Raw genomic sequence first — 23,581 nt, forward strand, 5'->3', positions numbered from 1 at the left:
GCGGGAGTATAACCTGATTCGCCTCGCCCTCTACTCATTGGAGCCTTATGCCACGCTGCTTTTGGTGTACCGACGATCCGTTGTACCAGGCCTACCATGACCAGGAATGGGGAACGCCGCAGCGCGATCCGGCGTTGCTGTTCGAGATGCTTTTGCTCGAAGGGTTCCAGGCCGGGCTTTCATGGATCACCGTTTTACGCAAACGCGAGCGTTACCGCGAGGTGATGCACGGGTTCGACCCGGTCAAACTGGCCACCCTCAGCGACGAACGCATCGAAGCGCTGATGCAGGACCCCGGGATCATCCGCAACCGCCTCAAACTCAAGGCTGCCCGGCGCAATGCGCAGGCCTGGCTGGCTGTGGATAACCCCGCCGAATGGCTGTGGTCGTTCGTGGGCGGTGCGCCGAAGATCAATCACTTCCAGGGTCGCGCTGACGTGCCGGCGGTCACCGACGAAGCCAAGGCCATGAGCAAGGCGCTGCAGAAAGCCGGCTTCACCTTTGTCGGCCCGACCATCTGCTATGCCTTCATGCAAGCCACCGGCATGGTCATGGACCACACCATCGATTGCGATCGTTACGCCGCCCTGGTTCGTTGAAGGGTTACAATGCGCACCTTGCTGAAATAAGGAATTCGCCTGTGGAAAAGTTCAAGGGCGCCCTGATGGTCGGGGTGCTGCGCCTGTTTGCCAAGCTGCCCTGGGGCGCTGTACAGCGCGTGGGCGCCGGCATCGGCTGGCTGATGTGGAAGATCCCCAACGGTTCACGCAACGTGGTGCGCATCAACCTGGCCAAGTGTTTCCCCGAGATGGACCCGGTTGCCCGCGAGCAACTGGTTGGCCAAGCCTTGCGGGACATTGGCAAGTCGTTTGTGGAAAGCGCCTGCGCCTGGATCTGGCCGCCACAGCGCTCGCTGGAACTGGTCAAGGAAGTGCACGGCCTGGAAGTGCTGGAGCAAGCCCTGGCGTCTGGTAAGGGTGTTGTGGGCATCACCAGCCACCTGGGTAACTGGGAGGTGCTCAACCACTTCTATTGCAACCAGTGCAAGCCGATCATTTTCTACCGCCCGCCCAAGCTCAAGGCTGTGGATGACCTGCTGCGTGAGCAGCGCGTACAGATGGGCAACCGCGTTGCGCCTTCGACCAAGGAAGGCATTCTCAGCGTGATCAAGGAGGTGCGCCGGGGCGGCCAGGTGGGCATCCCCGCTGACCCGGAGCCGGCCGAATCGGCAGGCGTGTTCGTGCCATTTCTCGGTACCCAGGCACTGACCAGCAAGTTCGTGCCGAACATGCTGGCGGGCGGCAAGGCGGTGGGGGTGTTCCTGCATGCCTTGCGCCTGCCGGATGGCTCGGGTTTCAAGGTGTTTCTCGAAGCTGCGCCGCAAGCGATGTACAGCACCGACGTGAATGAGTCGGCGGCGGCGATGAGCAAGGTGGTCGAGCGTTATGTGCGCGAGTACCCGAGCCAGTACATGTGGAGCATGAAGCGCTTCAAGAAGCGCCCGGCTGGCGAGCCGCGCTGGTATTGAGATCTCTGGGGGCGCTCTGCGCCCCATTCGCTGGCACGCCAGCTCCCACAGGGATCGCATCAGGGCCTGATAGGTGCTTGTCACAAGATATGCAGCGGCTGGGAGATCGAGCGCCGCCCGCGCGGCGCAATCGCGAGCTGCGCTCGCTCCTACGTTTGTTTCGGGCCAGTAACGCCTGTGACAGGCGCGCGCGGCCGCCTTGTTTGTACGGCGCGATATTGAGGCATGCACCAAGGCGTTCGCGCGCGAATCCCACAGGAATAATTGGCCCGAAACAAACGTAGGAGCGAGCGCAGCTCGCGATTGCGCCGCGCGGGCGGCGCTCGCTCCAACAGGCGCTGCATACCTTGTGGCAAACACCTGTCAGCCCTAAGGCGACCCCTGTGGGAGATTCTATGGTTTTAGGGAAGTTTTTTAAGCGGCTTTTGACCGATACTCGTCTCCGCTTTTCAGTAGGGCAAATACTACTCGCGCCAGTTTGCGTGCGAGCATGACAAGCGATGCTGTCGTGCTAAAACCACGCGCCAGGCGCTCTTCGTAGTACGACTTCCATGCTGCTGTGCGGGATGCTGACATAGCCGCGTTGTGAAGGAGGCGTCGAGCTTCGGGGTCTCCTCGCTTCGTGAGCTTGGATTGCCCTTTTTTCTGCCCCGACTGCGCAATCCTCAGATCCATACCCAAAAAGGCGATAAACGCATCACCCCCGCTGAAGTTGCCACGCTGAAACGTCGCTGTCAGGCGAGCAGCAGTTAGAAAACCCACCCCTTCGACCTTCATGCAGCGCTTTACCTGAGGCATCAGCCCGGCCTTTTCCAGCAGGCCCTTGATCATCTTCTCCACCAGCAGCTCAAGCCGCTGCATCGCACGCAGATGCGTCTTGAAGGCGGCTTTGAGTAGCGGTTCATTGGCCCACCCCTGAGTCAGGCTGGTTCGTGCCTGAACCAGTCCTGCACGTCGCCGGAACAAGCTCAGAAGCTGTCGATAGATAGCCGGTGGCGGTGCCCAAGGCGTTAGGTCCTGCCCTTCGTTCTTCAGATAGCGGGCCAACAGCTGGGCATCAATTGCATCAGTCTTAGCGCGTACGTTGACACCTTTACGGTAATGGCTCAGGGCGTACCCATCTACCACGTAAATCGTATGCCCGAACTCAAAGGCCAGATCCGTAAACAGGACGTGATAGATGTTGGTCGCTTCGATAGCGACGGACATCGCACCCGAGAGGCCTTTGAGCCATTTCTTGATAGCTGCTTTAGTATTGGGGATTGCTATGAGTTCTGCTGATTCATCGTCCCAAATGACCAATTCTGTTTTGGCCACATCCACGCCAATCAGCCGCTTTGAATCAGCAACCACCATTGCCATGAGCAACTCTCCTCGATAGTGTTGGAGTACTTGAAGGGTCACCCAGAGGCGCTGGCTTGTGTCTTTCGTCGGTCCGAGCCCGGAAGCATTCTTTATCGGCGCTTGGGTGAAAAGGGAGGAGGGGCGAGGTCTCCCACGGTCTGTACTGCGCTAACAGTCAGAAGCTGGCTTTGTCCCTCCTCCTCCCTTCAAGTCTAACCATACAAGCTGGCTGGCCTGCGATGGGCTGCAAAGCAGCCCCGGCTATCTCAAGCCTTGTTCAGCTTCTTGAGAAAAACGGTCATCTCTTTCTCGGCCTGCTTGTCCCCGTGGGCCTGTGCCGCCACGATCCCATCCTCCCAGGCCTTGCGCGCCGCCGCCAGGTCACCCTGCAACAGGCAGGCCTTGCCCAGCAGCTTCCAGGCTGCCGAGTACTTCGGGTCCTGCTCTACACAGCGCGCCAGGTGCACTGCAGCTTCTGCACCGTTACCTTCATCCAGCCAGGCCTTGCCCAGCCCGAAACGCAGCAACGGGTTATCCACACCCTTGGCCAGCATCTTCTCCAGCGACTCGCGCATGCCCTTTGCTCCTAGAAGAAACTCAAGCCGACGTGGAACAGCTTCTCCACATCGCGAATGTGCTTTTTATCCACAACGAACAGGATCACATGGTCACCCGATTCGATCAGGGTGTTGTCGTGGGCAATCATGACCTCTTCGGCACGGATGATCGCGCCGATGGTGGTACCCGGTGGCAGGTTGATGTCCGCTATCGCCTTGCCAACGACCTTGCTCGACTTGGCATCGCCATGGGCCACCGCCTCGATCGCTTCGGCTGCGCCACGGCGCAGCGAGTGCACGCTGACAATGTCGCCCCGGCGCACGTGGGCCAGCAGGGTGCCGATGGTCGCCAGCTGCGGGCTGATGGCAATGTCGATCTCACCCCCCTGCACCAGGTCGACGTAGGCTGGGTTGTTGATGATGGTCATCACCTTGCCTGCACCCAGGCGCTTGGCCAGCAGCGACGACATGATGTTGGCTTCGTCATCGTTGGTCAGGGCCAGGAAGATATCGGCGTCGGCGATGTTTTCTTCCAGCATCAGGTCCCTGTCCGAGGCGCTGCCCTGCAACACCACGGTGCTGTCTAGCGTATCGGACAGGTGCCGGCAGCGAGCTGGGCTCATCTCGATGATCTTCACCTGATAGCGGCTTTCGATGGCTTCGGCCAGGCGCTCGCCAATTTGGCCTCCACCGGCAATGACGATGCGCTTGTTGGTCTGGTCGATACGACGCAACTCGCCCATCACTGCCCGGATGTCTTTTTTCGCGGCAATGAAGAACACCTCGTCATCGGCTTCGATCACCGTGTCGCCACGCGGGGTGATTGGCCGGTCGCGGCGGAAAATGGCGGCCACACGGGTATCCACGTTAGGCATGTGCGCGCGGATCTGGCGCAGTTGCTGGCCCACCAGCGGCCCGCCGTAGTAAGCCTTCACGGCCACCAGCTGCGCCTTGCCTTCGGCGAAGTCGATCACCTGCAGCGACCCTGGGTGTTCGATCAGGCGCCTGATGTAGTTGGTCACCACCTGCTCGGGGCTGATCAGCACGTCGACCGGGATGTGGTCATTGTCGAACAGCTCTTCACGGGTCAGGTAGGCCGACTCGCGTACCCGGGCAATCTTGGTCGGGGTGTGGAACAGCGAATAGGCCACCTGGCAGGCAACCATATTGGTTTCGTCGCTGTTGGTTACCGCCACCAGCATGTCGGCGTCGTCGGCACCGGCCTGGCGCAGCACCGTCGGCAGCGAGCCGCGGCCTTGCACGGTGCGGATGTCCAGGCGGTCGCCCAGGTCGCGCAGGCGGTCGCCGTCGGTATCGACCACGGTAATGTCGTTGGCCTCGCTGGCCAGGTGCTCTGCCAGCGTACCGCCCACTTGCCCTGCGCCGAGGATGATGATTTTCATCCGCTACTCCCTACCCTTTTGTGCTTACCCGCGCGAGGCGGCGATCTTGATCAGCTTGGCATAGTAGAACCCGTCGTGGCCGCCTTCCTGGGCCAGCAACTGGCGGCCGTGCGGCTGGCGCAGGCCGGCCTCGGTGGCCAGGTCCAGCTCCCGCGCGCCGGGGGTGCGGGCGAGGAACGCCTCGACCACTTGCGTGTTCTCGGTCGGCAGGCTGGAGCACGTGGCATACAGCAGCATGCCGCCCACTTCCAGTGTCGGCCACAGGGCATCGAGCAGTTCACCTTGCAGGGCGGCCAGGGCCGGAATGTCGTCGGCCTGGCGGGTCAGCTTGATATCCGGGTGGCGGCGGATCACACCAGTGGCCGAGCAGGGGGCGTCCAGCAAGATGCGCTGGAACGGTTTGCCGTCCCACCAGCTGGCAGTGTCGCGGGCGTCGCAGGCGATCAGCTCGGCATCGAGCTGCAGGCGGTCGAGGTTCTCGCGCACGCGGTTCAGGCGCTTGGCCTCAAGGTCGATGGCTGTCAGGTGAGCCAGGCCTGGTTCGGCTTCCAGCAGGTGGCAGGTTTTGCCGCCGGGCGCGCAACAGGCGTCGAGCACGCGTTGGCCGGCGGCCAGCTCCAGCAAGTCAGCGGACAGCTGCGCGGCTTCGTCCTGCACACTCACCCAGCCCTCGGCGAAGCCTGGCAGGCCACGTACGTCGCAGGCTTCGGCCAGCACGATGCCATCGCGGCTGTAGTGGCAGGCGCTGGCGGCAACGCCCGCGTCGGTTAGCAGGCCCAGGTAGGCATCACGGCTGTGATGACGGCGGTTGACCCGCAAGATCATCGGCGGGTGCGCATTGTTGGCGGCGCAAATGGCCTCCCACTGCTCTGGCCAGAAGGCCTTCAGCGCCTTTTGCAGCCAGCGCGGGTGGGCGGTGCGTACCACGGGGTCGCGCTCCATGCCGGCCAGCAGCGCTTCGCCTTCGCGCTGGGCGCGGCGCAGCACGGCATTTAGCAGGCCCTTGGCCCAGGGTTTCTTCAGTTTGTCGGCACAACCCACGGTCTCGCCAATTGCGGCGTGGGCCGGAATTCGGGTGTAGAACAGCTGGTACAGGCCGACCAGCAGCAGCGCCTGCACATCGGCGTCTGCGGCTTTGAACGGCTTCTGCAGCAGCTGGGCGGCCAGCAGGTCGAGCCGGGGCTGCCAGCGGGCAGTGCCGAACGCCAGGTCCTGGGTCAGGCCGCGGTCGCGCTCATCGACCTTGTCCAGTTGTGCCGGCAGCGAGCTGTTCAATGAAGCCTTGCCGCTGAGTACTGCGGCAAGGGCACGGGCGGCGGCGAGGCGTGGGTTCATTGGCCAAGTACCTTGCCGGCGGCGAACTTCTCGCGGCGGCTGTTGAACAGGTCGCTGAAGCTCAGCGCCTTGCCACCGGGCAGTTGCAGGCGGGTCAGGCTCAGTGCCTGGTCACCACAGGCAACTACCAGGCCATCTTTACTGGCGGACAGGATCTCGCCCGGCTCACCTTTGCCTGCCGCCACGTTGGCTGCCAGCACCTTCACGCTCTCGCCATCGAGGGTGCTGTGGCACACCGGCCATGGGTTGAAGGCACGGATCAGGCGCTCCAGTTCGACGGCCGGGCGGCACCAGTCCAGGCGCGCTTCGTCCTTGTTCAGCTTGTGTGCATAAGTGGCCAGGGCATCGTTTTGCACCTCGCCTTGCAGCGACCCGTCGGCCAGGCCGGCAATGGCCTGCACGACGGCGGGCGGGCCCATTTGCGCAAGGCGGTCATGCAGGCTACCGCCGGTGTCCTCGGCGCTGATCGGGGTGGTTACCTTGAGCAGCATCGGGCCGGTATCCAGGCCGGCTTCCATGCGCATCACGGTGACACCGCTTTCGGTATCGCCAGCTTCCACGGCACGCTGGATCGGCGCTGCACCGCGCCAGCGCGGCAGCAAGGAGGCGTGGCTGTTGATGCAGCCCAGGCGGGGGATATCCAGCACCGCCTGCGGCAGAATCAGGCCGTAGGCAACCACGACCATCAAGTCTGGCTGCAGTGCGGCAAGTTCAGCTTGCGCCTCGGCGTTGCGCAGGGCTTGCGGCTGCAGTACCGGGATGCCACGGGCCACGGCCAGCGCCTTGACCGCACTGGGCATCAGCTTCTGGCCACGGCCGGCAGGGCGGTCAGGCTGGGTGTAGACGGCCACGATCTCGTAAGGGCTGTCGAGCAGGGCCTTGAGGTGTTCGGCAGCAAACTCTGGGGTGCCTGCAAAGACGATGCGCATGGAGTTCTCGCTTCAAAAAAGAAAAAGGCTTGCCGGAGCAAGCCTTCTGGAAGGTGGGGATCAGGCTTGCTGGCGGTGCTGCTTTTCCAGTTTCTTCTTGATCCGGTCGCGTTTGAGCTGCGACAGATAGTCGACGAACAGCTTGCCGTTGAGGTGATCGAATTCGTGCTGCACGCAGACCGCCAGCAAGCCTTCGCACTCCAGCTCGAACGGCTTGCCGTCGCGGTCCTGGGCTTTAACCCGTACCCGCAGCGGGCGGTCGACGTTCTCGTAGAAGCCCGGGACCGACAGGCAACCTTCCTGGTACTGGCCCATGTCGTCGGTCAGCTCTTCGACCGTAGGGTTGATGAAGACCCGCGGTTCGCTGCGGTCTTCGCTGAGGTCCATCACCACGACCTGCTGGTGCACGTTGACCTGGGTCGCGGCCAGGCCGATGCCGGGGGCTTCGTACATGGTTTCAAACATGTCGTCGATCAGCTGACGCAGGGCGTCGTCGAACACCGTCACCGGCTTGGCGATGGTGCGCAGGCGCGGGTCGGGGAATTCGAGAATGTTCAAGATGGCCATAAGGTCAGGCAGTCACTGTGCGTTTGGTTGAAAACTGAGCACACATAATAAAGGCAAACGTGGATTTCAGCACCTGTGAAAGCTCGTCTAGGGTTTTCAGTGCCTGCTTGTCGGCTATTCGATAGACAGGTTGTCAGACCGTTATCAACACAGTTATCCACAGCTTGTGCCACGCCGATGGCCCTTTTCAGATCAAGGATGATCCCCATGTCGAATCACCATTCGTCGCCTGTTGCGCCGGCTGAACTGGAGGCGCGGCTGCGTCTGCACCGCTTGCCGGACACCGGCCTGCGGCGTTTCTGCACGTTGCTGGAGGCGTTTGGCAGCGCATCTTCTGCCCTGTGCGCACCCGCCGGCGCCTGGCGCGCGTTGGGCATTCCCCAGGCAGCAATCGACGCGCGGCGCAGTGCCGAAGTGCGCGATGGGGCTCTGGCGGCGATGGCCTGGCTAGAGCAGCCGGGCCAGCATTTACTGATGTTTGACGGCCCTGGTTACCCGCCGCTGCTGGGGGAAATCGATGACGCTCCGCCATTGCTGTTTGTCGCCGGCGACCCTGCCCTGCTCGAGCGCCCGCAGCTGGCAATTGTGGGAAGCAGACGCGCTTCACCGCCAGCCCTCGATACCGCCGCGGCGTTTTCCCGTTACCTGGCCCAGGCCGGCTTCACGATTACCAGCGGGCTGGCGGTGGGTATCGACGGCGCCGCTCATCGGGCCGCAATACAGGCCGGTGGGGGTACGATCGCGGTGCTCGGCACAGGGCTGCAAAAACTTTATCCACAGCGGCACACCGCGCTTGCGCAGGCGATTATCGACAGCGGCGGCGCGCTGGTTTCCGAGTACCCGCTGGATGCCGGGCCGCAGCCCAGCAACTTCCCCCGGCGTAACCGCATCATCAGTGGCTTGTCGCTGGGCGTGTTGGTGGTCGAGGCCAGCCTGGCCAGTGGTTCGCTGATCACGGCGCGGCTGGCGGCAGAACAAGGCCGCGAGGTGTATGCCATTCCGGGCTCCATCCACCACCCTGGGGCCAAGGGCTGCCACCAGTTGATTCGCGACGGCGCGCTGCTGGTTGAAACCGTGGAGCAGATCATGGAAAGCCTGCAGGGCTGGCAGAACCTGCCACCTGCGGTTGTGGACAAGTTCGACCACCCACTGCTGGCCTTGCTGCACGCGGCGCCCCAGACCAGCGAAAGCCTGGCCCATTGCAGCGAGTTGCCACTGGCCGAAGTGCTTGCGCAATTGACCGAGCTGGAACTGGAGGGGCGGGTCAGCAATGAAGCCGGGCGTTGGTTTGCCCGCGCGGGCTAAGTACACTGCGCACAGGCAAGTTCATAGGCGGAGTAACAGCAATGGTAAGCAGTTTTCGTGTGCAACAAGCCGCACGTGAGATCCGGGCAGGCGCAGTAATCGCCTACCCAACGGAAGCGGTCTGGGGCCTGGGCTGCGACCCCTGGAACGAGGACGCAGTGTACCGCCTGCTGGCGCTGAAGTCGCGGCCTGTGGATAAAGGCCTGATCCTGGTCGCCGACACTATCCGCCAGTTCGACTTTTTGTTCGAAGATTTCCCCGAGGACTGGATCGACCGTATGGGCAGCACCTGGCCGGGGCCCAATACCTGGCTGGTGCCGCACCAGGACCTGTTGCCGGAGTGGGTGACCGGGCAGCATGACACCGTAGCGCTGCGGGTCAGTGACCACCCGGTGGTGCGCGAACTGTGCGCGCTGGTGGGGCCGTTGATTTCCACCTCGTGCAACCCCGGCGGGCGCCCGGCGGCGAAGACCCGGTTGCGGGTGGAGCAGTACTTCCATGGCCAGCTGGACCTGGTGCTGGGTGGCGCGCTGGGGGGGCGGAAGAATCCGAGCGTGATTCGCAACCTGGCTACCGGTGAGGTTGTTCGGCCGGGTTGATACCGCTGGCGAGGGCTTCGCCCTCGTTTCGCGACACAAGGCCGCTCCTACAAGTACAGCGCAGCTTTCAGCCCTGGCGCTATGCCTGTAGGAGCGGCCTTGTGTCGCGAAAGGGCCGCAAAGCGGCCACACTAATCGTCAGACCTATTTCTGATTTGCCCGATCTTGCCAATTGGGAAGCTTCCTACTGTCTCAGTCCTAAGTCATCACCTTCCATGCTGGAACCCCTGCCTCTAGCCTGCTCACGTCGCAATTCGGCGGGAGCATCCGAAGCAATGCCGCTATTCAAAAATGCCGAATATCTGATAAGGGCGAATCTGCAGCAGCTTGCGTCCAACAACCGGGTTAGATCGGTGGAAATAGGCAGGTTTACCGCAGATCAATTTGAAGCGATAAACAGGCAGAAAGAAGCGCAGGAACTACCGCTGCTTGAGGATCCGGGCATCGTATTCATCGGTAGCCATGCCTACAGAAGCCGGGTGATTCGAGATGGCTCCACCATTGATGACATGGTTTTGCAAATCGAGGCAGCACTGGCGGCGACATCAATCTGGAAAAACGCCACGCGCATGACCGCTCTTCGCAGCACGATTGGTCGTGACGATGGCTATGGCAATGAAGTTTTTGATGAGGCGATTTTTGAACTGACGGCTCGCAAGCCCAAGGCAGAGCTGTATTCGATTATCCCTAAAGGGGATAGAAACAAGCCCAAAAAATAAAGGCCGCTTGAGCGGCCTGAATGGTAAGGATGTACTCGCCCGGATAACTTGAAACTCAACCGGCGCACCAGCACAACCTCAGGAGCAAAGGCTACGCCTCCGAGCATTCATGGTCAAGCGGCGCCCCTCACCCTCCCCGCGGCGCAGCGCTCGATGCTGGTGCGCGATTGCAGTCAGGGTTTTCTGATTGTTGCCAAAATGGCTGTCCAGCTCGCGGCTTGGGAAATATCCTACGACCCGCGTCCTCTGCCATCACCTTCTCAGTGGGAACCTCTGCCCTTAGGCTTCAACCGTCGCCGAATAACTTGGCGATCGGGTGTGGTAACCCGGATGTGCTTGGGGCGTCACAGCTATGGCAGCTGTGCGCGGGAGGCTTCGTGCCTGCCGGGAGCGCCTCCAGCCCGGTTTACCACCTCGCGTACAGCTGCCGCCTAAACCGTGTGGTAACGGCTTGGCGCCTGCTCATGCCTGGAGCAAGCCATGAAAAAAATAGTGCCCGATCCACCCCTACCCTGCACCTCCACTCGCCCGTTCGGCCGCTGCGACGCCGGCCATGACCCGCTCTTCACCGTCAACCCGAACATTTCCGCCGAGGACGCTCTGGTCCACGTAGCCCTGTACCTGCGCAGCGCCTACGAAACCGGCTACAAAGCTCTGGACTACATGCGCGAAGAGGGCCGTGGCATGTTCTGGTCGAACCTGCATGCGATTGAAATGGCAGAGGGGGTGGTCGAGGCAATCCTCGATGGGATCGAGTCGACCCCGCCACCGATGAACCGACCCTCACAGCCATAGCGCAGCTTGCAGAGCCGACGCAGCACCTGTGGGAGCGGGCGCGCCCGCGAACACCGGCAAAGCCGGTGCCATCCACCGCGGTGGCTTCTTCGCGGGCATGCCCGCTCCCACAGGGAACGTGTGTGGCTCAGGGAATGAGTACTGTCGACCCTACAGTCCGCCGCGCCGACAGCTCTGCCTGCGCCTTGGCCGCCTCACTCAGCGGGTACCGCTGCTGGATATCCACAACCAGCTTGCCACTGCCAATCATCGCAAACAGGTCATCGGCCATGGCCTGGGTGTTTTCGGCATTGTTGGCATAGGTCGCCAAGGTCGGCCGGGTCACATACAGCGAACCCTTCTGCGCCAGAATCCCCAGGTTCACCCCGCTGACCGCACCCGAGGCATTACCGAAGCTCACCATCAGCCCGCGCGGTTGCAGGCAGTCCAGCGATGTCAGCCAGGTATCGGCGCCAACGCCGTCGTACACCACCGGGCATTTCTTGCCGTCGGTCAGCTCCAGCACCCGCTTGGCCACGTCTTCATGGCTGTAGTCGATAGTCGCCCATGCGCCCAGCGCTTTGGCCCGCTCGGCCTTCTCGGCAGAACTCACAGTGCCGATCAGCTTGGCACCCAACGCTTTCACCCATTGGCACGCCAGCGAACCCACGCCACCGGCGGCCGCATGGAACAGGACCACGTCACCCGCCTTCACCTGGTAGGTTTGCTTCAGCAGGTACTGCACGGTCAACCCCTTGAGCATCACCGCCGCTGCCTGCTCGAAGCTGATGTTGTCGGGCAGCTTGACCAGGTTGGCCTCCGGCAGCGTGTGAACCTCGCTGTATGCGCCCAGCGGGCCGCCGGCATGGGCCACGCGGTCACCCACCTTCAGCCGGGTCACGCCTTCGCCCACGGCCTCGACCACACCGGCCGCTTCGGTGCCCAGCCCCGAAGGCAGTGATGGCGGTGCATACAGCCCGCTGCGGAAATAGGTGTCGATGAAGTTCAGGCCGATCGCATGGTTGCGCACGCGCACCTGCTGGGGCCCCGGCGGGGCGGGTTCGAATTCCACAAACTGCAGCACTTCGGGGCCGCCATGCTGGCTGAACTGGATACGCTTGGCCATCTCGTACTCCTGTAGTCGGGATCGGGAAAGGCCTTCTATCGGACGCCTTTGCTTGATCGCCGTCAACTGCGGCGCGCGCGCTGGCGGTGTTATGCTACGCGGCGAATTCTTCCCTGCCCGTTCCTGGTGACCCGATGACTAGCCGCACCGAGGCCGTGAAAGCCTACCTGCTCGACCTGCAAGACCGCATCTGCTCTGCCCTCGAAAACGAAGACGGCGGTGCCCGCTTCGTCGAGGATGCCTGGGTGCGCGAAGCCGGTGGCGGGGGGCGTACGCGGGTGATCGGCGAGGGCAAGCTGATCGAGAAAGGTGGGGTCAACTTCTCCCACGTGTTCGGCGCCGGCCTGCCGCCGTCGGCCAGCGCCCACCGCCCGGAGCTGGCGGGCCGGGGCTTCGAGGCCTTGGGCGTGTCGCTGGTGATTCACCCGTACAACCCGCATGTGCCCACCTCGCACGCCAATGTGCGGTTCTTCATTGCCGAGAAGGAAGGCGAAGAGGCGGTGTGGTGGTTCGGTGGCGGTTTCGACCTGACCCCATACTACGGCGTCGAGGAAGACTGCATTCACTGGCACCGCGTGGCCGAGCAGGCATGTGCACCCTTCGGTGCCGATGTGTACCCGCGCTACAAGGCCTGGTGCGACCGCTACTTCCACCTCAAGCACCGTGGCGAGCCACGCGGCATTGGCGGGCTGTTCTTCGACGACCTGAACGAGTGGGGCTTCGACACTTGCTTCGCCTTCATCCGTGCCATTGGCGATGCCTATGTCGACGCCTACCTGCCGATCATCCAGCGCCGCAAGCACACCCCCTATACCCCGCAGCAGCGTGAGTTCCAGGAATACCGCCGCGGCCGCTACGTGGAGTTCAACCTGGTCTACGACCGCGGCACGCTGTTCGGCCTGCAGTCGGGCGGGCGCACCGAGTCCATTCTCATGTCGCTGCCGCCACAGGTGCGCTGGGGCTATGACTGGAAGCCGGCACCGGGCAGCGAAGAAGCGCGCCTGACCGACTACTTCCTGCAAGACCGCGACTGGCTTGGCCAGTAAGCCTGTGGATAACCAAGGAGCCGCCATGGACCAGTACGTCGTTTTTGGTAACCCCATCGGCCACAGCAAGTCGCCGCTGATTCACCGCCTGTTTGCCGAGCAGACCGGCCAGGACCTGGAATACGCCACCCTGCTGGCGCCGCTGGATGAGTTCAGCGACTGCGCACGCGGCTTCTTCAAGCAAGGCAGCGGCGGCAATGTCACCGTGCCGTTCAAGGAAGAGGCCTACCGCCTGTGCGACAGCCTGACCCCGCGTGCCCAGCGCGCTGGCGCGGTGAACACACTGAGCAAGCTGGCTGACGGCACTTTGCAAGGTGACAACACCGATGGCGCCGGCCTGGTGCGTGACCTGACGGTGAATGCCGGGGTCGAACTGACGGGCAAGCGCATTTTGATTCTCGGTGCCGGTGGTGCAGTGCGTGGCGTGCTGGAGCCGATCCTGGCGCACAGGCCGCAATCGCTGGTGATCGCCAACCGTACCGTGGAAAAGGCCGAGCAGCTGGCGCGGGAGTTCGATGAACTGGGGCCGGTGGTGGCGAGTGGGTTTGCCTGGTTGCAGGAGCCGGTGGATGTGATCATCAACGCCACTTCAGCCAGTTTGGCCGGGGAGTTGCCGCCAATTGCCGACAGTTTGGTCGAGGCAGGGCGCACGGTTTGCTACGACATGATGTATGGCAAGGAACCTACGCCGTTTTGCCAGTGGGCGCAGAAGCTGGGCGCGGCCAAAGTGCTGGATGGGTTGGGGATGCTGGCTGAGCAGGCCGCTGAGGCGTTCTTTATCTGGCGTGGGGTACGGCCGGATACCGCTCCGGTGTTGGCTGAGTTGCGCCGGCAATTGGCTCGGGGCTGAAATTGCCGGGGCCGCGTTGGGTCGGCGTACACCCATCCCTTGTGGGAGCGGCCTTGCGTCGCGATGGGCTGCAAAGCAGCCCCAAATCTCAACTCAACCTCATTCCTCAAACCGGATCGGGCACAACTGCGCCCCTTCCAGCTTCTGCAATTCCTCGATCACCTGCGGCCTGGCCCGGTGCAAGGTCAGGCTCCCGCCCAGGCGCCGCAAGCGCCGTGCCTCGCGGTGCAACATGTCTACACCCGAGTAGTCAATGAAATTCACCTGCCGCGCATCGATCACCACATGCGGGCCTTGGCACAGCTGCAAATGTACTTGCAGGTAGTGCGCCGCGCCAAAGAAGATCGAGCCACCTACCCGCAGCACATCCGCTTCACCTTCGCGGCTTTGCTGCACCCGTGGCCGTGATGTGCGTTTGAGGTAGAAGAACAGCGACGCCAGCACCCCGGCATAGATCGCCGTCTGCAACTCCAGCAGCAAGGTTGCCGCCGCCGTCAGCGCCATTACCAAGAACTCCGAACGGCTGACCCGAAACAGCGCGCGGATGGCTTGGCGGTCCACCAGCCCCCAGCAGATCAACAGAATGCTGCCGGCCATGGCGGGGATCGGCAACTGTGCGATCAAGCCAGCACCGGTGATGGCGAACAGCGCCACCCATAGCGCCGAAAACACCCCGGCCATGGGGGAGCGGGCACCTGCTTCGTAGCTCAGGCCCGAACGGGTGAAGGAGCCAGCAGACAGGTAACCCGAGAAGAACGCGCCAACGATGTTCGACACGCCCTGGGCGCGAATTTCCTGATCAGGGTCGATCAGCTGTTCCGAGCGTGCCGACAACGACCGGGCAATCGACAGGCTGGTGACCAACCCCAGCATACCTACCGCCACGGCACTGGGCAGCAGGCGCAGAATCAGCTCCACGTCCAGCAAGGGCAGCGGGCTCAAGGGTGGAAGCTGGCCGGTGAATGCCGCGACCCTCGGCACATGGCCAAACCAGCCCGGCAGCAGCCAGGCCACCAGGCTCACCGCGATCAGGCTTATCAACAGGCTGGGCCAGCGCGGGCGCCAGAGTTTGAGCGCCACACCGATAACCACGGTGGCCAGGCCCAACAGCAAGGATGGCACATTGATTTCGCCGGCATGGCTGGCCAGGTCCTGTACGGTTTTCAGCGCCGTGGCCTGGCTGGGCAGGTCCATGCCCAGCAGGTTGGGCAATTGCCCCAGGGCAATGACGACCGCGGCGCCAAGGGTGAAGCCGAGCACTACGGAATGCGAGACGAAATTGACCAGCGCACCGAAGCGCAGCAGCCCCAGCAGCAGTTGAAAGACCCCGCCGAGGAAGGTGAGCAGCAGCACCAGCGTGATGTAGTCCGAACTCCCAGCCACGGCCAATGGGCTGATGCTGGCGTAGAGCACGATGGAGATGGCCGCGGTCGGGCCGCAGATCAGGTGCCAGGACGAACCCCACAGGCAGGCGATCAATACCGGCACGATGGCGGCGTACAGGCCGTATTCGGCAGGCAGGCCGGCGATCAGGGCATAGGCGATGGACTGCGGCAGCGCGAGGATGGCACCGCCCAGGCCCACCAGCAGGTCCTGGCGCAGGCTGCGGACCGATTGGCGCGGGAGCCAGGCGAGGAATGGCAGCAGGTGGATGATACGATGCATGGGTTATCCACAATCCTTGATTAAATGCACCTGACCTGTGGGAGCGGGCATGCCCTCGAAGAACCCACCGCTATAGATGGCACCGGCTTTGCCGGTGTTCGCGGGCATGGCCGCTCCCACAGGTTAGGTGTATTGCTGGTGAGTTCATAGTTTGGCTTTGACGGCCTCCAAGGCATCGCCATCGGCTTTGGTGGTGACCCCGGCCAACCACCCTTCCAGTAACTCGGGGTGCGTCTTGACCCAAGCCCTGGCCGCGTCGTCGAAGCTGATCTTCTTGTCCACGACCTGGGCCATGATGCTGTTTTCCATGTCCAGTGTGAACTTCAGGTTGCCCAGCAGCTTTGCCGCATTCGGGCAGGCCTGTGGATAACCCTTGCGCGTCAGGGTGTACACCTGGCCTTTGCTACCGAACCATTTTTCCCCGCCCGTGAGGTAGTGCATCTTCAGCTTCACATTCATCGGATGTGGCGTCCAGCCTAGGAAAGTGATGAATTGCTGCTTCTTCACGGCGCGGTCGACCTGCGTCAACATCGCCTGCTCGCTGGATTCGACCAGTTTCCACTGGCCAAGGTCGAACTCATTGTTGTCGATGATTTGTTTGAGCAACAGGTTGGCCGGTGCGCCGGAACCGATGCCGTACAGCTTCTTGTCGAACTGGTCGGCGTGCTTGTGCAGGTCGGCGAAATCCTTGACCCCGGCATTCCAGACGTAGTCCGGCACGGCCAAGGTGAACTCGGTGCCTTCCAGGTTGCGCGACAACTGCTGCACATCCCCATTGGCGACGAACTTGTCATGAAAGCCCTGTTGCGCCGGCATCCAGTTGCCAAGGAAGGCATCCACACGGCCGTCCTTCAGGCCGCCGTAGATGATCGGCACCGCCAGGCTGTCGATCTTCACCTGGTAGCCCAGACTTTCCAGTAGCAGCCGGGCCACGGCGTTGGTCGTGGCTATGTCGCTCCAGCCAGGGTCGGCCATTTTTACCGTGCTGCATTGTGCATCGTCGTCGGCGGCGTGGGCCGGGGTGATACCCAGGCCCAAGGCCAGGGTGAGTACGGCGGCGGAAAACGTGTGCATGGCGGCCTCTTCTCAATCCAGGGGGGCGGGCTGTGGGTAACGTGCCTTGCGCTCGATGTCGTCGAGATCAATGTGGTTACGCATGTACTGTTGGCTGGCATCTACCCATGGTTGATGGTCCCAGCTGTGCAGCTTGCCGGTAGCCAGCGCTTCGGCCACCAGGCGGCGACGGCGCTGGCTGGCCAGTACCTGCTGGCGCAAGCTGGGCATGTCCCAACGCTGTCGGGCTTCCTCGACGAACGCCTGCAGCAGCGCCTGGTGGTCCGGGCTGCTGGCGAGGTTCTCCCGCTCGTGCGGGTCGCGGTCAAGATCATAGAGTAGGCAAGGGTCGTCTTCGCCGTACACGAATTTGTAAGGCCCGCGGCGGATCATCATCAGCGGCCCGACAGTGCCTTCGGCCATGTATTCGCCGATCACTTCGTCGTGGCCGCCCTGCCCTTGCAGGTGGCCAAGCAGTGAGCGGCCATCCAGATGCAGGGTGTTATCCACAGCTCCGCCCGCCAATTCGACCAGGGTCGGTAACAGGTCACAGGTCGATACCGAGGCGCTGACACGGCTGGCGGCAAAGCGCTGCGGTGCATGAACCAACAGTGGCACCCGCGCCGACATTTCGAACCAGTGCATCTTGTACCAAAGGCCACGCTCGCCGAGCATGTCGCCGTGGTCGCCGGAGAACACGATCAGGGTGTCGTCGGCCAGGTCGCACTCTTGCAAGGTCTGCAACAGCTTGCCGATGTTGTCGTCGATGTAGCTGCAGGCGCCGAAATAGGCCCGGCGTGCATCGCGGATCTTGTCCACCGGTAGGGGTTTGTTCCACAGGTCATAGACCTTGAGCAGGCGCTGCGAATGCGGGTCCAGTTCTGCCTGGCTGAATTCGGTGCCGGGCATGGGGATATCCACACCCTCGTAGCGATCCCAGTAGTGCTTGGGAATGGTGTACGGATCGTGGGGGTGGGTCATCGACACGGTCAGGCAAAACGGCCGGCCGTCATTCTCGCGCACGTGGTCGTAGAGGTACTGGCGCGCCTTGAACACCACCTCCTCATCGAAATCCAGCTGGTTGGTACGCACGCAGGGGCCTGCCTGCAGTACCGAGGACATGTTGTGGTACCAGCTTGGGCGCACATCCGGCTCATCCCAGTTCACTGCCCAGCCATAATCGGCCGGGTAGATGTCGCTGGTCAGGCGTTCCTCGTAACCATGCAGCTGGTCCGGGCCGCAGAAATGCATCTTGCCCGACAGCGCCGTGCGGTAGCCCAGGCGGCGCAGGTAGTGGGCGTAGGTCGGCACGTCGGCGGGGAAATCGGCAGCATTGTCGTAGGCACCGATGCGGCTTGGGAGCTGGCCGCTGACCAGGGTGAAGCGCGACGGCGCGCATAGCGGGCTGTTGCAGTAGGCTGAATCGAACACCACGGCCTGCTCGGCCAGGCGGCTGAGGTGCGGCATCTGAATGGGTGAAGGCCCATAAATGGGCAGCAGGGGTGCGGCCATTTGGTCGGCCATGATGAACAGGATATTCGGGCGTGTCATGCTAGCTTCCATCGTTGAAGGTTATGCGAACCGCTTGCCTATAAAGATGCGACTGTGGATAACATGGGTAAAGCCCATGGCGGGCAATGACTGGGATTAGCCAAGCTTATGTTTGAGCGCTTTGCCGAACTGTCGCTGGATACGTTGCGGGTGTTCGAGGCCGCGGCCCGTTTGCGTGGCTTCACTGCGGCGGCCCTGGCGCTGGGCACCACCCAGCCTGCGGTAAGCCAGCAGGTAAAACGGCTGGAGGCACAGTTGGGCACACGCCTGTTCGATCGGGTTTACCGCGGGATCGAACTCACCGAGGCCGGCCAGCTGTTGTTCGAGCATGTGCACCAAGGGTTGCAGGCCATGGACGAAGGTATTGCCCAGGTCAGTGGGCGCGGCCAGCGTGAAGTGCTGCAGGTGGCCACCGACTTCGCGTTCGCGGCGTTCTGGCTGATGCCGCGCCTGCAGCGCTTTCACGAGGCTTATCCACACGTGGATGTCAGCCTGGTGACCGGTGAGCGCAGCCAGGGCATGTTGCGCCCGGACATCGATGTGGCCGTGCTGTTTGGTGATGGGCGCTTTCATCAGGGCGAAAGCCGCTGGTTGTTCGATGAGGAGGTTTTCCCGGTGTGCAGCCCCCGCCTGATTCATGGCAAACCCATGTCAGCCGTGGCTTTGCAGCGCTTGCCGTTGTTGCACCTCAAAGGTGAGCAGGCCAGCCGCTGGTTTGACTGGGCGGGTGTGTTTCGCGGGTTTGGCGTGGCCAGCCCACCGCCAGCCGGGCAACTGCGGTTCGATAACTACACGCTGCTGATACAGGCGGCGATTGCCGGGCAAGGGGTGGCGATTGGCTGGGGGCACCTGGTGGATGGGCTGGTCGAGCAGGGTTTGCTCTGCCGGCCACTGGAGGGCAGCCTGCGCTCGGAACGCGGTTATTATGCGGTGTTGCCGCCGCGCAAACGCCGGGGCGCTTTGATCGAACGGTTCGTAGGTTGGTTGGAGCACGAGCGAAGCCGGTAAGGGTGAGTTCGGCGCAGAGTCACGCGGGTTTTGGGCCCAGGAGGTATCGTGCAGAGGATCAAGGGTTACCACGCCCACATTTACTATGATGCAGCGACCCTGGAGCAGGCTCGGGCGCTGTGTGAGGAAGCGGCGCGGCTGTTTCCCGTGAGCATGGGGCGCATGCACCAGAAACCGGTGGGCCCGCACCCGGACTGGAGCTGCCAGCTGGCTTTCGGTCCGGAAGTGGTGGGGGTGGTATTGCCTTGGTTGGCACTGCATCGCCAGGGTTTGGTGGTGTTCATGCACCCGCTGACCGGTGATGAACTGGCAGACCATCGGGACCATGCGATCTGGATGGGGGCAGTGAGGCCGTTGAACCTGTCGGTTTTTGGGGGCTGAACCTTCAGTGCTTGTGTTGTGCTCATCGCTGGCAAGCCAGCTCCCACGGGGATCGCATCAGGGCTGACAGGTGTTTGCCACAAGGTATGCAGCGCCTGTTAGAGCGAGCGCCGCCCGCGCGGCGCATCGCGAGCTGCGCTCGCTCCTACGTTTGTTTCGGGCCAGTAACCCCTGTGCCAGATGCGCGCGGCCGCCTTGTTCGTACGACGCGATTTTGAGGCATGCGCCAAGGCGTTCGCGCGCGAATCCCACAGGAATAATTGGCCCGAAACAAACGTAGGAGCGAGCGCAGCTCGCGATGCGCCGCGCGGGCGGCGCTCGATCTCACAGGCACTGAAGATGCAGCGGCTACCCTTGCCAGGAACCATAGAATCTCCCACAGGTACAGCGCCACCCTCAGGCCCTGTGGAATCCTTGTGGAATCTGGCTTGCCGGCGATGAAGCCGACGCCGGTCAGCGACGGGCGCCGCGCACCCCTTCCGCCAGTGCCGAGCACAGGCTCAACACATCGCTCACCGCCTGTTCGGCCGTGTTGGCCTGGGCAATCTTGTCGACCAGCGCCGAGCCCACTACCACGCCATCGGCCAGCCGGGCGATGTTCGCCGCCTGCTCTGGGGTGCGAATGCCGAAGCCAACGCTGATCGGCAGGTCGGTATGCCGACGCAGGCGGGCAATGGCTTCGGTCACGTGCTCGGTGGTCGCCGAGCCGGCCCCGGTCACACCGGCCACGGACACGTAGTAGACGAACCCGGAGCTGCGCGCCAGCACACGCGGCAGGCGCGCGTCGTCGGTGGTCGGGGTGGTCAGGCGAATGAAGTCGATACCTGCAGCCTGGGCCGGGGTCGCCAGTTCTGCATCGTGCTCTGGCGGCAGGTCGACGATGATCAGGCCATCGACGCCAGCCTGCTTGGCTTCATTCACGAACGCTTCCACGCCAAAACGGTGGATCGGGTTGTAGTAGCCCATCAGCACGATCGGCGTGGTGTGGTTGTCCACACGGAATTCACGAACCATCTGCAGGGTCTTGGCCAGGTTCTGGCCCGCTTCCAACGCGCGCAGGGTAGCGAGCTGGATGGCTACGCCATCGGCCATTGGGTCGGTGAATGGCATGCCCAGTTCGATCACATCGGCGCCTGCAGCAGGCAGGCCCTTGAGGATCTGCAGCGAGGCGTCATAACCCGGGTCGCCTGCGGTAACGAAGGTGACCAGTGCCGAGCGGCTTTCGGCTTTCAACTCGGCGAAGCGTTGTTCTAGACGGCTCATGCCTGTTTCTCCTGGGCGGCCATGTGGCTCATGACGGTTTGCATGTCTTTGTCGCCGCGGCCCGACAGGCAGATCACCATCAGGTGGTCCTTGGGCAGCTGCGGGGCGCGCTTGATTGCCTCGGCCAGGGCGTGAGCGCTTTCCAGGGCCGGGATGATGCCCTCCAGGCGGCACGTGGCGTGGAACGCATCCAGTGCTTCGTCATCGGTGATGCTGACGTATTCAACGCGCTTCACCTCATGCAGGTAGGCATGCTCGGGGCCGATGCCCGGGTAGTCGAGGCCGGCCGAAATCGAGTGAGCGTCGGTAATCTGGCCGTCATCGTCCTGCAACAGATAGGTGCGGTTGCCGTGCAGTACGCCGGGCACACCGCCGTTCAGGCTGGCAGCATGCTTGTCGGTGTGCACACCGTGGCCGCCGGCTTCAACGCCGATGATCTGTACGCTTGGCTCTTCGAGGAACTCATGGAACAGGCCCATGGCGTTGGAGCCACCCCCCACGCAGGCGACCAGGCTGTCCGGCAGGCGGCCTTCCTTTTCCTGCAACTGGGCACGGGTTTCCTTGCCGATGATCGACTGGAAGTCGCGGACCATTGCTGGGTATGGGTGCGGGCCCGCCACGGTGCCGATCAGGTAGAACGTGTCGTCGACGTTGGTCACCCAGTCGCGCAGCGCTTCGTTCATGGCGTCCTTGAGGGTGCCGGTGCCCGCGGTAACCGGAACGATCTCGGCGCCCAGCAGCTTCATGCGGAACACGTTGGCCTGCTGGCGTTCGATATCGGTGGCGCCCATGTAGATCACGCAAGGCAGGCCGAAGCGCGCAGCGACGGTAGCGGTCGCCACGCCGTGCATGCCGGCGCCGGTTTCGGCGATCAGGCGTTTCTTGCCCATGCGCTTGGCCAGCAGCACCTGGCCGATGCAGTTGTTCACCTTGTGCGCGCCGGTGTGGTTGAGCTCTTCACGCTTGAAGAAGATCTTCGCGCCGCCGCAGTGTTCGGTCAGGCGCTCGGCGAAGTACAGCGGGTTGGGGCGGCCGATGTAGTCGCGCTGGAAATAGGCCAGCTCTTCGAGGAATTGCGGGTCGGCCTTGGCCGCTTCGTATTCCCGGGCCAGGTCCAGCACCAGTGGCATGAGGGTTTCGGCCACATAGCGGCCGCCGAACGAGCCGAACAGGCCATTGGCGTCGGGGCCGGGGCGGTATTGGGACTGGGTCATGGGGCGCTCCAGGGCTTAGGCAATGAGTGATGGGCTTTACTCTAACCACGACAGGCCCGGCTGAAAACCGATAAGATTGCGCAAACTTGTCAGGAAAACTCACAGGTAATGGCTCACGACCTCCCTCCCCTCAATGCCCTGCGTGCTTTCGAGGCCACTGCCCGGCTTAACAGTGTCAGCCAGGCGGCCGAGGCGTTGCACGTTACCCATGGTGCCGTGAGCCGGCAGATCAAGGTGCTTGAGGAGCATCTGGGGGTGGCGTTGTTCGTCAAGGACGGGCGTGGCATCAAACTCACAGATGCCGGGCTGCGACTGCGCGATGCCAGTGTCGAGGCGTTCGACCGCTTGCGCAGTGCATGTGCCGAACTGAGCCGCGACACCCGCGAGGCCCCGTTCGTACTGGGTTGCTCAGGCAGCCTGCTGGCGCGCTGGTTCATCCCGCGGTTGGGGCGTTTGCAGGCAGACCTGCCAGAGCTGCGCCTGCACCTTTCAGCCGGTGAGGGCGACCTCGATCCAAGACGACCAGGGCTGGATGCGCTATTGGTGTATGCCGAGCCACCGTGGCCGGCAGACATGCAGGTGCATGTGTTGGCCGAGGAGCGTATCGGCCCGGTGCTGAGCCCGCACTTCGCCGGTTATCAGCGCTTGCAGGGGGCGCCAGCCAAAGCTTTGCTCGAAGAAACCGTATTGCACACCACCTCACGTCCACAGGCTTGGCCGACCTGGGCGGCGCAGCAGGGTCTGGAGCCAACTGCCATGCACTACGGGCAGGCTTTCGAGCATTTGTATTACCTGTTGGAAGCTGCGGTGGCGGGACTGGGCGTGGCGATCGCGCCGCAACCACTGGTCGCCGATGACCTGCGGGCGGGCCGCCTGAGTGCGCCGTGGGGCTTCTCACCGACCCCGGCGGCGCTGACGCTGTGGGTACCTCGGCGCGCCGCTGACGGGCGCGCCGAGCAACTGGCGCAATGGTTGCGGGGAGAACTGCTAGGGCAGAGCGCTTAGTTGCGCTTGCACAGCAAGTAAGCTGCCAGCAGACCCAGGGCGCCGATGGCTACACCGGCAGTGGTATACGGGTGCTCTTGGGCATAGTCGCGGGTGGCGATGCCGGTCTGGCGGGTACGCTCCTTGACTTCCTCATAGGCATCGCTCAGCAGGCTGCGCGAATGGCGCAGGGCACTCTCGGCGTTGCTGCGCATGGCCTTGACTGATTTCTGGGTTTCTTCGGAGGCATCGTGCTTCAGGCTTTCCAGGCTTTTCAGCAGGCTTTCGATCTCTGCTTCCATGCTTTCCAGGGATGTTTTACGCAGCGAATTGCGGGGCATGTTGACTCTCCTTTGCAGTATGGACTCTATGAAGTGCGA

Annotated in this window: 24 protein-coding genes; 11 read left to right on the forward strand and 13 right to left on the reverse strand. The window is 62.9% G+C overall.

Annotation, left to right across the window (positions count from 1 at the left end; translation table 11 throughout):
- Window positions 1–47 precede the first annotated feature (47 nt).
- Window positions 48–599 carry a DNA-3-methyladenine glycosylase I gene (locus L1P09_RS00085; protein ID WP_009684690.1) on the forward strand — a complete coding sequence of 184 codons (552 nt, stop codon included), beginning with the start codon at window positions 48–50 and terminating at the stop codon, window positions 597–599.
- Between the two features lie 41 nt (window positions 600–640).
- Window positions 641–1,528, forward strand: a complete 888-nt coding sequence (locus L1P09_RS00090) for a lysophospholipid acyltransferase (RefSeq protein ID WP_009684691.1) — start codon at window positions 641–643, stop codon at window positions 1,526–1,528.
- Between the two features lie 414 nt (window positions 1,529–1,942).
- Here L1P09_RS00090 and L1P09_RS00095 read toward each other — a convergent pair whose 3' ends face one another.
- The 6 genes from L1P09_RS00095 to def form a co-directional block, all read right to left on the reverse strand.
- Window positions 1,943–2,890: an IS110 family transposase gene (locus L1P09_RS00095; protein WP_029886225.1), complete on the reverse strand. Its 948-nt coding sequence runs from the start codon at window positions 2,888–2,890 to the stop codon at window positions 1,943–1,945.
- 248 nt (window positions 2,891–3,138) lie between these two features.
- A complete protein-coding gene (locus tag L1P09_RS00100; RefSeq protein ID WP_232893090.1) occupies window positions 3,139–3,447 on the reverse strand; it encodes a tetratricopeptide repeat protein in 309 nt (102 codons plus the stop codon).
- Between the two features lie 11 nt (window positions 3,448–3,458).
- The gene (gene trkA, locus L1P09_RS00105) at window positions 3,459–4,832 is read right to left on the reverse strand and encodes a Trk system potassium transporter TrkA (RefSeq protein ID WP_009682347.1); all 1,374 of its coding nucleotides are present in this window, start codon (window positions 4,830–4,832) and stop codon (window positions 3,459–3,461) included.
- Between the two features lie 24 nt (window positions 4,833–4,856).
- On the reverse strand, window positions 4,857–6,167 hold the full coding sequence (gene rsmB / locus L1P09_RS00110) for a 16S rRNA (cytosine(967)-C(5))-methyltransferase RsmB (RefSeq protein ID WP_054906110.1): 1,311 nt from the start codon (window positions 6,165–6,167) through the stop codon (window positions 4,857–4,859).
- On the reverse strand, window positions 6,164–7,096 hold the full coding sequence (fmt, locus tag L1P09_RS00115) for a methionyl-tRNA formyltransferase (RefSeq protein WP_235768300.1): 933 nt from the start codon (window positions 7,094–7,096) through the stop codon (window positions 6,164–6,166). Before fmt ends, rsmB begins: the two co-directional genes overlap by 4 nt.
- Window positions 7,097–7,156: 60 nt before the next feature.
- Complete coding sequence (gene def, locus L1P09_RS00120; protein WP_009682343.1) at window positions 7,157–7,663, reverse strand: peptide deformylase; 507 nt, start codon at window positions 7,661–7,663, stop codon at window positions 7,157–7,159.
- A gap of 207 nt (window positions 7,664–7,870) precedes the next feature.
- Here def and dprA point away from each other — a divergent pair, with 207 nt between their 5' ends.
- The 4 genes from dprA (at window position 7,871) to L1P09_RS00140 (ending at window position 11,081) form a co-directional block, all read left to right on the forward strand.
- Window positions 7,871–8,968: a DNA-processing protein DprA gene (gene dprA / locus L1P09_RS00125; protein ID WP_054906112.1), complete on the forward strand. Its 1,098-nt coding sequence runs from the start codon at window positions 7,871–7,873 to the stop codon at window positions 8,966–8,968.
- 41 nt (window positions 8,969–9,009) lie between these two features.
- On the forward strand, window positions 9,010–9,567 hold the full coding sequence (locus L1P09_RS00130; RefSeq protein ID WP_054906113.1) for an L-threonylcarbamoyladenylate synthase: 558 nt from the start codon (window positions 9,010–9,012) through the stop codon (window positions 9,565–9,567).
- 275 nt (window positions 9,568–9,842) lie between these two features.
- Window positions 9,843–10,286, forward strand: a complete 444-nt coding sequence (locus tag L1P09_RS00135) for a hypothetical protein (protein WP_054906114.1) — start codon at window positions 9,843–9,845, stop codon at window positions 10,284–10,286.
- A 480-nt stretch (window positions 10,287–10,766) separates the two neighbouring features.
- The gene (locus L1P09_RS00140; RefSeq protein WP_235768301.1) at window positions 10,767–11,081 is read left to right on the forward strand and encodes a DUF3077 domain-containing protein; all 315 of its coding nucleotides are present in this window, start codon (window positions 10,767–10,769) and stop codon (window positions 11,079–11,081) included.
- A gap of 127 nt (window positions 11,082–11,208) precedes the next feature.
- Here L1P09_RS00140 and L1P09_RS00145 read toward each other — a convergent pair whose 3' ends face one another.
- Complete coding sequence (locus tag L1P09_RS00145; protein ID WP_054906116.1) at window positions 11,209–12,186, reverse strand: NADPH:quinone reductase; 978 nt, start codon at window positions 12,184–12,186, stop codon at window positions 11,209–11,211.
- A 134-nt stretch (window positions 12,187–12,320) separates the two neighbouring features.
- Here L1P09_RS00145 and hemF point away from each other — a divergent pair, with 134 nt between their 5' ends.
- Window positions 12,321–13,232, forward strand: a complete 912-nt coding sequence (gene hemF / locus L1P09_RS00150) for an oxygen-dependent coproporphyrinogen oxidase (protein WP_054906117.1) — start codon at window positions 12,321–12,323, stop codon at window positions 13,230–13,232.
- Between the two features lie 25 nt (window positions 13,233–13,257).
- Complete coding sequence (gene aroE, locus L1P09_RS00155; protein ID WP_009682335.1) at window positions 13,258–14,082, forward strand: shikimate dehydrogenase; 825 nt, start codon at window positions 13,258–13,260, stop codon at window positions 14,080–14,082.
- A gap of 99 nt (window positions 14,083–14,181) precedes the next feature.
- On the opposite strand, the gene L1P09_RS00160 is transcribed toward aroE, so the two are convergent.
- From L1P09_RS00160 to betC, 3 genes are all read right to left on the reverse strand, one after another.
- Window positions 14,182–15,747 carry a SulP family inorganic anion transporter gene (locus L1P09_RS00160; protein ID WP_054906119.1) on the reverse strand — a complete coding sequence of 522 codons (1,566 nt, stop codon included), beginning with the start codon at window positions 15,745–15,747 and terminating at the stop codon, window positions 14,182–14,184.
- 144 nt (window positions 15,748–15,891) lie between these two features.
- Window positions 15,892–16,821: a choline ABC transporter substrate-binding protein gene (choX, locus tag L1P09_RS00165; RefSeq protein WP_054906120.1), complete on the reverse strand. Its 930-nt coding sequence runs from the start codon at window positions 16,819–16,821 to the stop codon at window positions 15,892–15,894.
- Window positions 16,822–16,833: 12 nt separating this feature from the next.
- Entirely contained in the window at window positions 16,834–18,351 is a 1,518-nt protein-coding gene (gene betC, locus L1P09_RS00170; RefSeq protein WP_235768302.1) for a choline-sulfatase, read from the reverse strand.
- 108 nt (window positions 18,352–18,459) lie between these two features.
- Here betC and L1P09_RS00175 point away from each other — a divergent pair, with 108 nt between their 5' ends.
- A complete protein-coding gene (locus L1P09_RS00175; RefSeq protein WP_009682331.1) occupies window positions 18,460–19,359 on the forward strand; it encodes a choline sulfate utilization transcriptional regulator in 900 nt (299 codons plus the stop codon).
- A 48-nt stretch (window positions 19,360–19,407) separates the two neighbouring features.
- Window positions 19,408–19,740, forward strand: a complete 333-nt coding sequence (locus L1P09_RS00180; protein WP_009682330.1) for a DOPA 4,5-dioxygenase family protein — start codon at window positions 19,408–19,410, stop codon at window positions 19,738–19,740.
- Window positions 19,741–20,193: 453 nt separating this feature from the next.
- On the opposite strand, the gene trpA is transcribed toward L1P09_RS00180, so the two are convergent.
- Both trpA and trpB read right to left on the reverse strand, forming a co-directional pair.
- Complete coding sequence (gene trpA / locus L1P09_RS00185) at window positions 20,194–21,003, reverse strand: tryptophan synthase subunit alpha (protein WP_054906243.1); 810 nt, start codon at window positions 21,001–21,003, stop codon at window positions 20,194–20,196.
- Window positions 21,000–22,217, reverse strand: a complete 1,218-nt coding sequence (trpB, locus tag L1P09_RS00190) for a tryptophan synthase subunit beta (RefSeq protein WP_029887973.1) — start codon at window positions 22,215–22,217, stop codon at window positions 21,000–21,002. The genes trpA and trpB overlap by 4 nt, the downstream gene beginning before the upstream one ends.
- Before the next feature lie 108 nt (window positions 22,218–22,325).
- On the opposite strand from trpB, the gene L1P09_RS00195 reads away from it, so the two are divergent.
- Window positions 22,326–23,222, forward strand: a complete 897-nt coding sequence (locus L1P09_RS00195) for a LysR family transcriptional regulator (protein WP_054906242.1) — start codon at window positions 22,326–22,328, stop codon at window positions 23,220–23,222.
- Here L1P09_RS00195 and L1P09_RS00200 read toward each other — a convergent pair.
- Window positions 23,219–23,542 carry a DUF883 family protein gene (locus tag L1P09_RS00200; protein ID WP_009682179.1) on the reverse strand — a complete coding sequence of 108 codons (324 nt, stop codon included), beginning with the start codon at window positions 23,540–23,542 and terminating at the stop codon, window positions 23,219–23,221. The genes L1P09_RS00195 and L1P09_RS00200 overlap by 4 nt on opposite strands.
- Between the last annotated feature and the right edge of the window lie 39 nt (window positions 23,543–23,581).

The organism is Pseudomonas juntendi (genome assembly GCF_021560075.1).
Classification (GTDB): Bacteria; Pseudomonadota; Gammaproteobacteria; order Pseudomonadales; family Pseudomonadaceae; genus Aquipseudomonas; species Aquipseudomonas juntendi.

What these genes read in the sequence shown, in the direction of transcription:
- L1P09_RS00085 (WP_009684690.1), top strand. Translation starts at nt 48, where the DNA reads ATGCCACGCTGCTTTTGGTGTACCGACGATCCGTTGTACCAGGCCTAC.
- L1P09_RS00095 (WP_029886225.1), bottom strand. Translation starts at nt 2,890, where the DNA reads ATGGCAATGGTGGTTGCTGATTCAAAGCGGCTGATTGGCGTGGATGTG.
- L1P09_RS00100 (WP_232893090.1), bottom strand. Translation starts at nt 3,447, where the DNA reads ATGCGCGAGTCGCTGGAGAAGATGCTGGCCAAGGGTGTGGATAACCCG.
- trkA (WP_009682347.1), bottom strand. Translation starts at nt 4,832, where the DNA reads ATGAAAATCATCATCCTCGGCGCAGGGCAAGTGGGCGGTACGCTGGCA.
- rsmB (WP_054906110.1), bottom strand. Translation starts at nt 6,167, where the DNA reads ATGAACCCACGCCTCGCCGCCGCCCGTGCCCTTGCCGCAGTACTCAGC.
- fmt (WP_235768300.1), bottom strand. Translation starts at nt 7,096, where the DNA reads ATGCGCATCGTCTTTGCAGGCACCCCAGAGTTTGCTGCCGAACACCTC.
- def (WP_009682343.1), bottom strand. Translation starts at nt 7,663, where the DNA reads ATGGCCATCTTGAACATTCTCGAATTCCCCGACCCGCGCCTGCGCACC.
- dprA (WP_054906112.1), top strand. Translation starts at nt 7,871, where the DNA reads ATGTCGAATCACCATTCGTCGCCTGTTGCGCCGGCTGAACTGGAGGCG.
- L1P09_RS00130 (WP_054906113.1), top strand. Translation starts at nt 9,010, where the DNA reads ATGGTAAGCAGTTTTCGTGTGCAACAAGCCGCACGTGAGATCCGGGCA.
- L1P09_RS00135 (WP_054906114.1), top strand. Translation starts at nt 9,843, where the DNA reads ATGCCGCTATTCAAAAATGCCGAATATCTGATAAGGGCGAATCTGCAG.
- L1P09_RS00140 (WP_235768301.1), top strand. Translation starts at nt 10,767, where the DNA reads ATGAAAAAAATAGTGCCCGATCCACCCCTACCCTGCACCTCCACTCGC.
- L1P09_RS00145 (WP_054906116.1), bottom strand. Translation starts at nt 12,186, where the DNA reads ATGGCCAAGCGTATCCAGTTCAGCCAGCATGGCGGCCCCGAAGTGCTG.
- hemF (WP_054906117.1), top strand. Translation starts at nt 12,321, where the DNA reads ATGACTAGCCGCACCGAGGCCGTGAAAGCCTACCTGCTCGACCTGCAA.
- aroE (WP_009682335.1), top strand. Translation starts at nt 13,258, where the DNA reads ATGGACCAGTACGTCGTTTTTGGTAACCCCATCGGCCACAGCAAGTCG.
- L1P09_RS00160 (WP_054906119.1), bottom strand. Translation starts at nt 15,747, where the DNA reads ATGCATCGTATCATCCACCTGCTGCCATTCCTCGCCTGGCTCCCGCGC.
- choX (WP_054906120.1), bottom strand. Translation starts at nt 16,821, where the DNA reads ATGCACACGTTTTCCGCCGCCGTACTCACCCTGGCCTTGGGCCTGGGT.
- betC (WP_235768302.1), bottom strand. Translation starts at nt 18,351, where the DNA reads ATGACACGCCCGAATATCCTGTTCATCATGGCCGACCAAATGGCCGCA.
- L1P09_RS00175 (WP_009682331.1), top strand. Translation starts at nt 18,460, where the DNA reads ATGTTTGAGCGCTTTGCCGAACTGTCGCTGGATACGTTGCGGGTGTTC.
- trpA (WP_054906243.1), bottom strand. Translation starts at nt 21,003, where the DNA reads ATGAGCCGTCTAGAACAACGCTTCGCCGAGTTGAAAGCCGAAAGCCGC.
- trpB (WP_029887973.1), bottom strand. Translation starts at nt 22,217, where the DNA reads ATGACCCAGTCCCAATACCGCCCCGGCCCCGACGCCAATGGCCTGTTC.
- L1P09_RS00195 (WP_054906242.1), top strand. Translation starts at nt 22,326, where the DNA reads ATGGCTCACGACCTCCCTCCCCTCAATGCCCTGCGTGCTTTCGAGGCC.
- L1P09_RS00200 (WP_009682179.1), bottom strand. Translation starts at nt 23,542, where the DNA reads ATGCCCCGCAATTCGCTGCGTAAAACATCCCTGGAAAGCATGGAAGCA.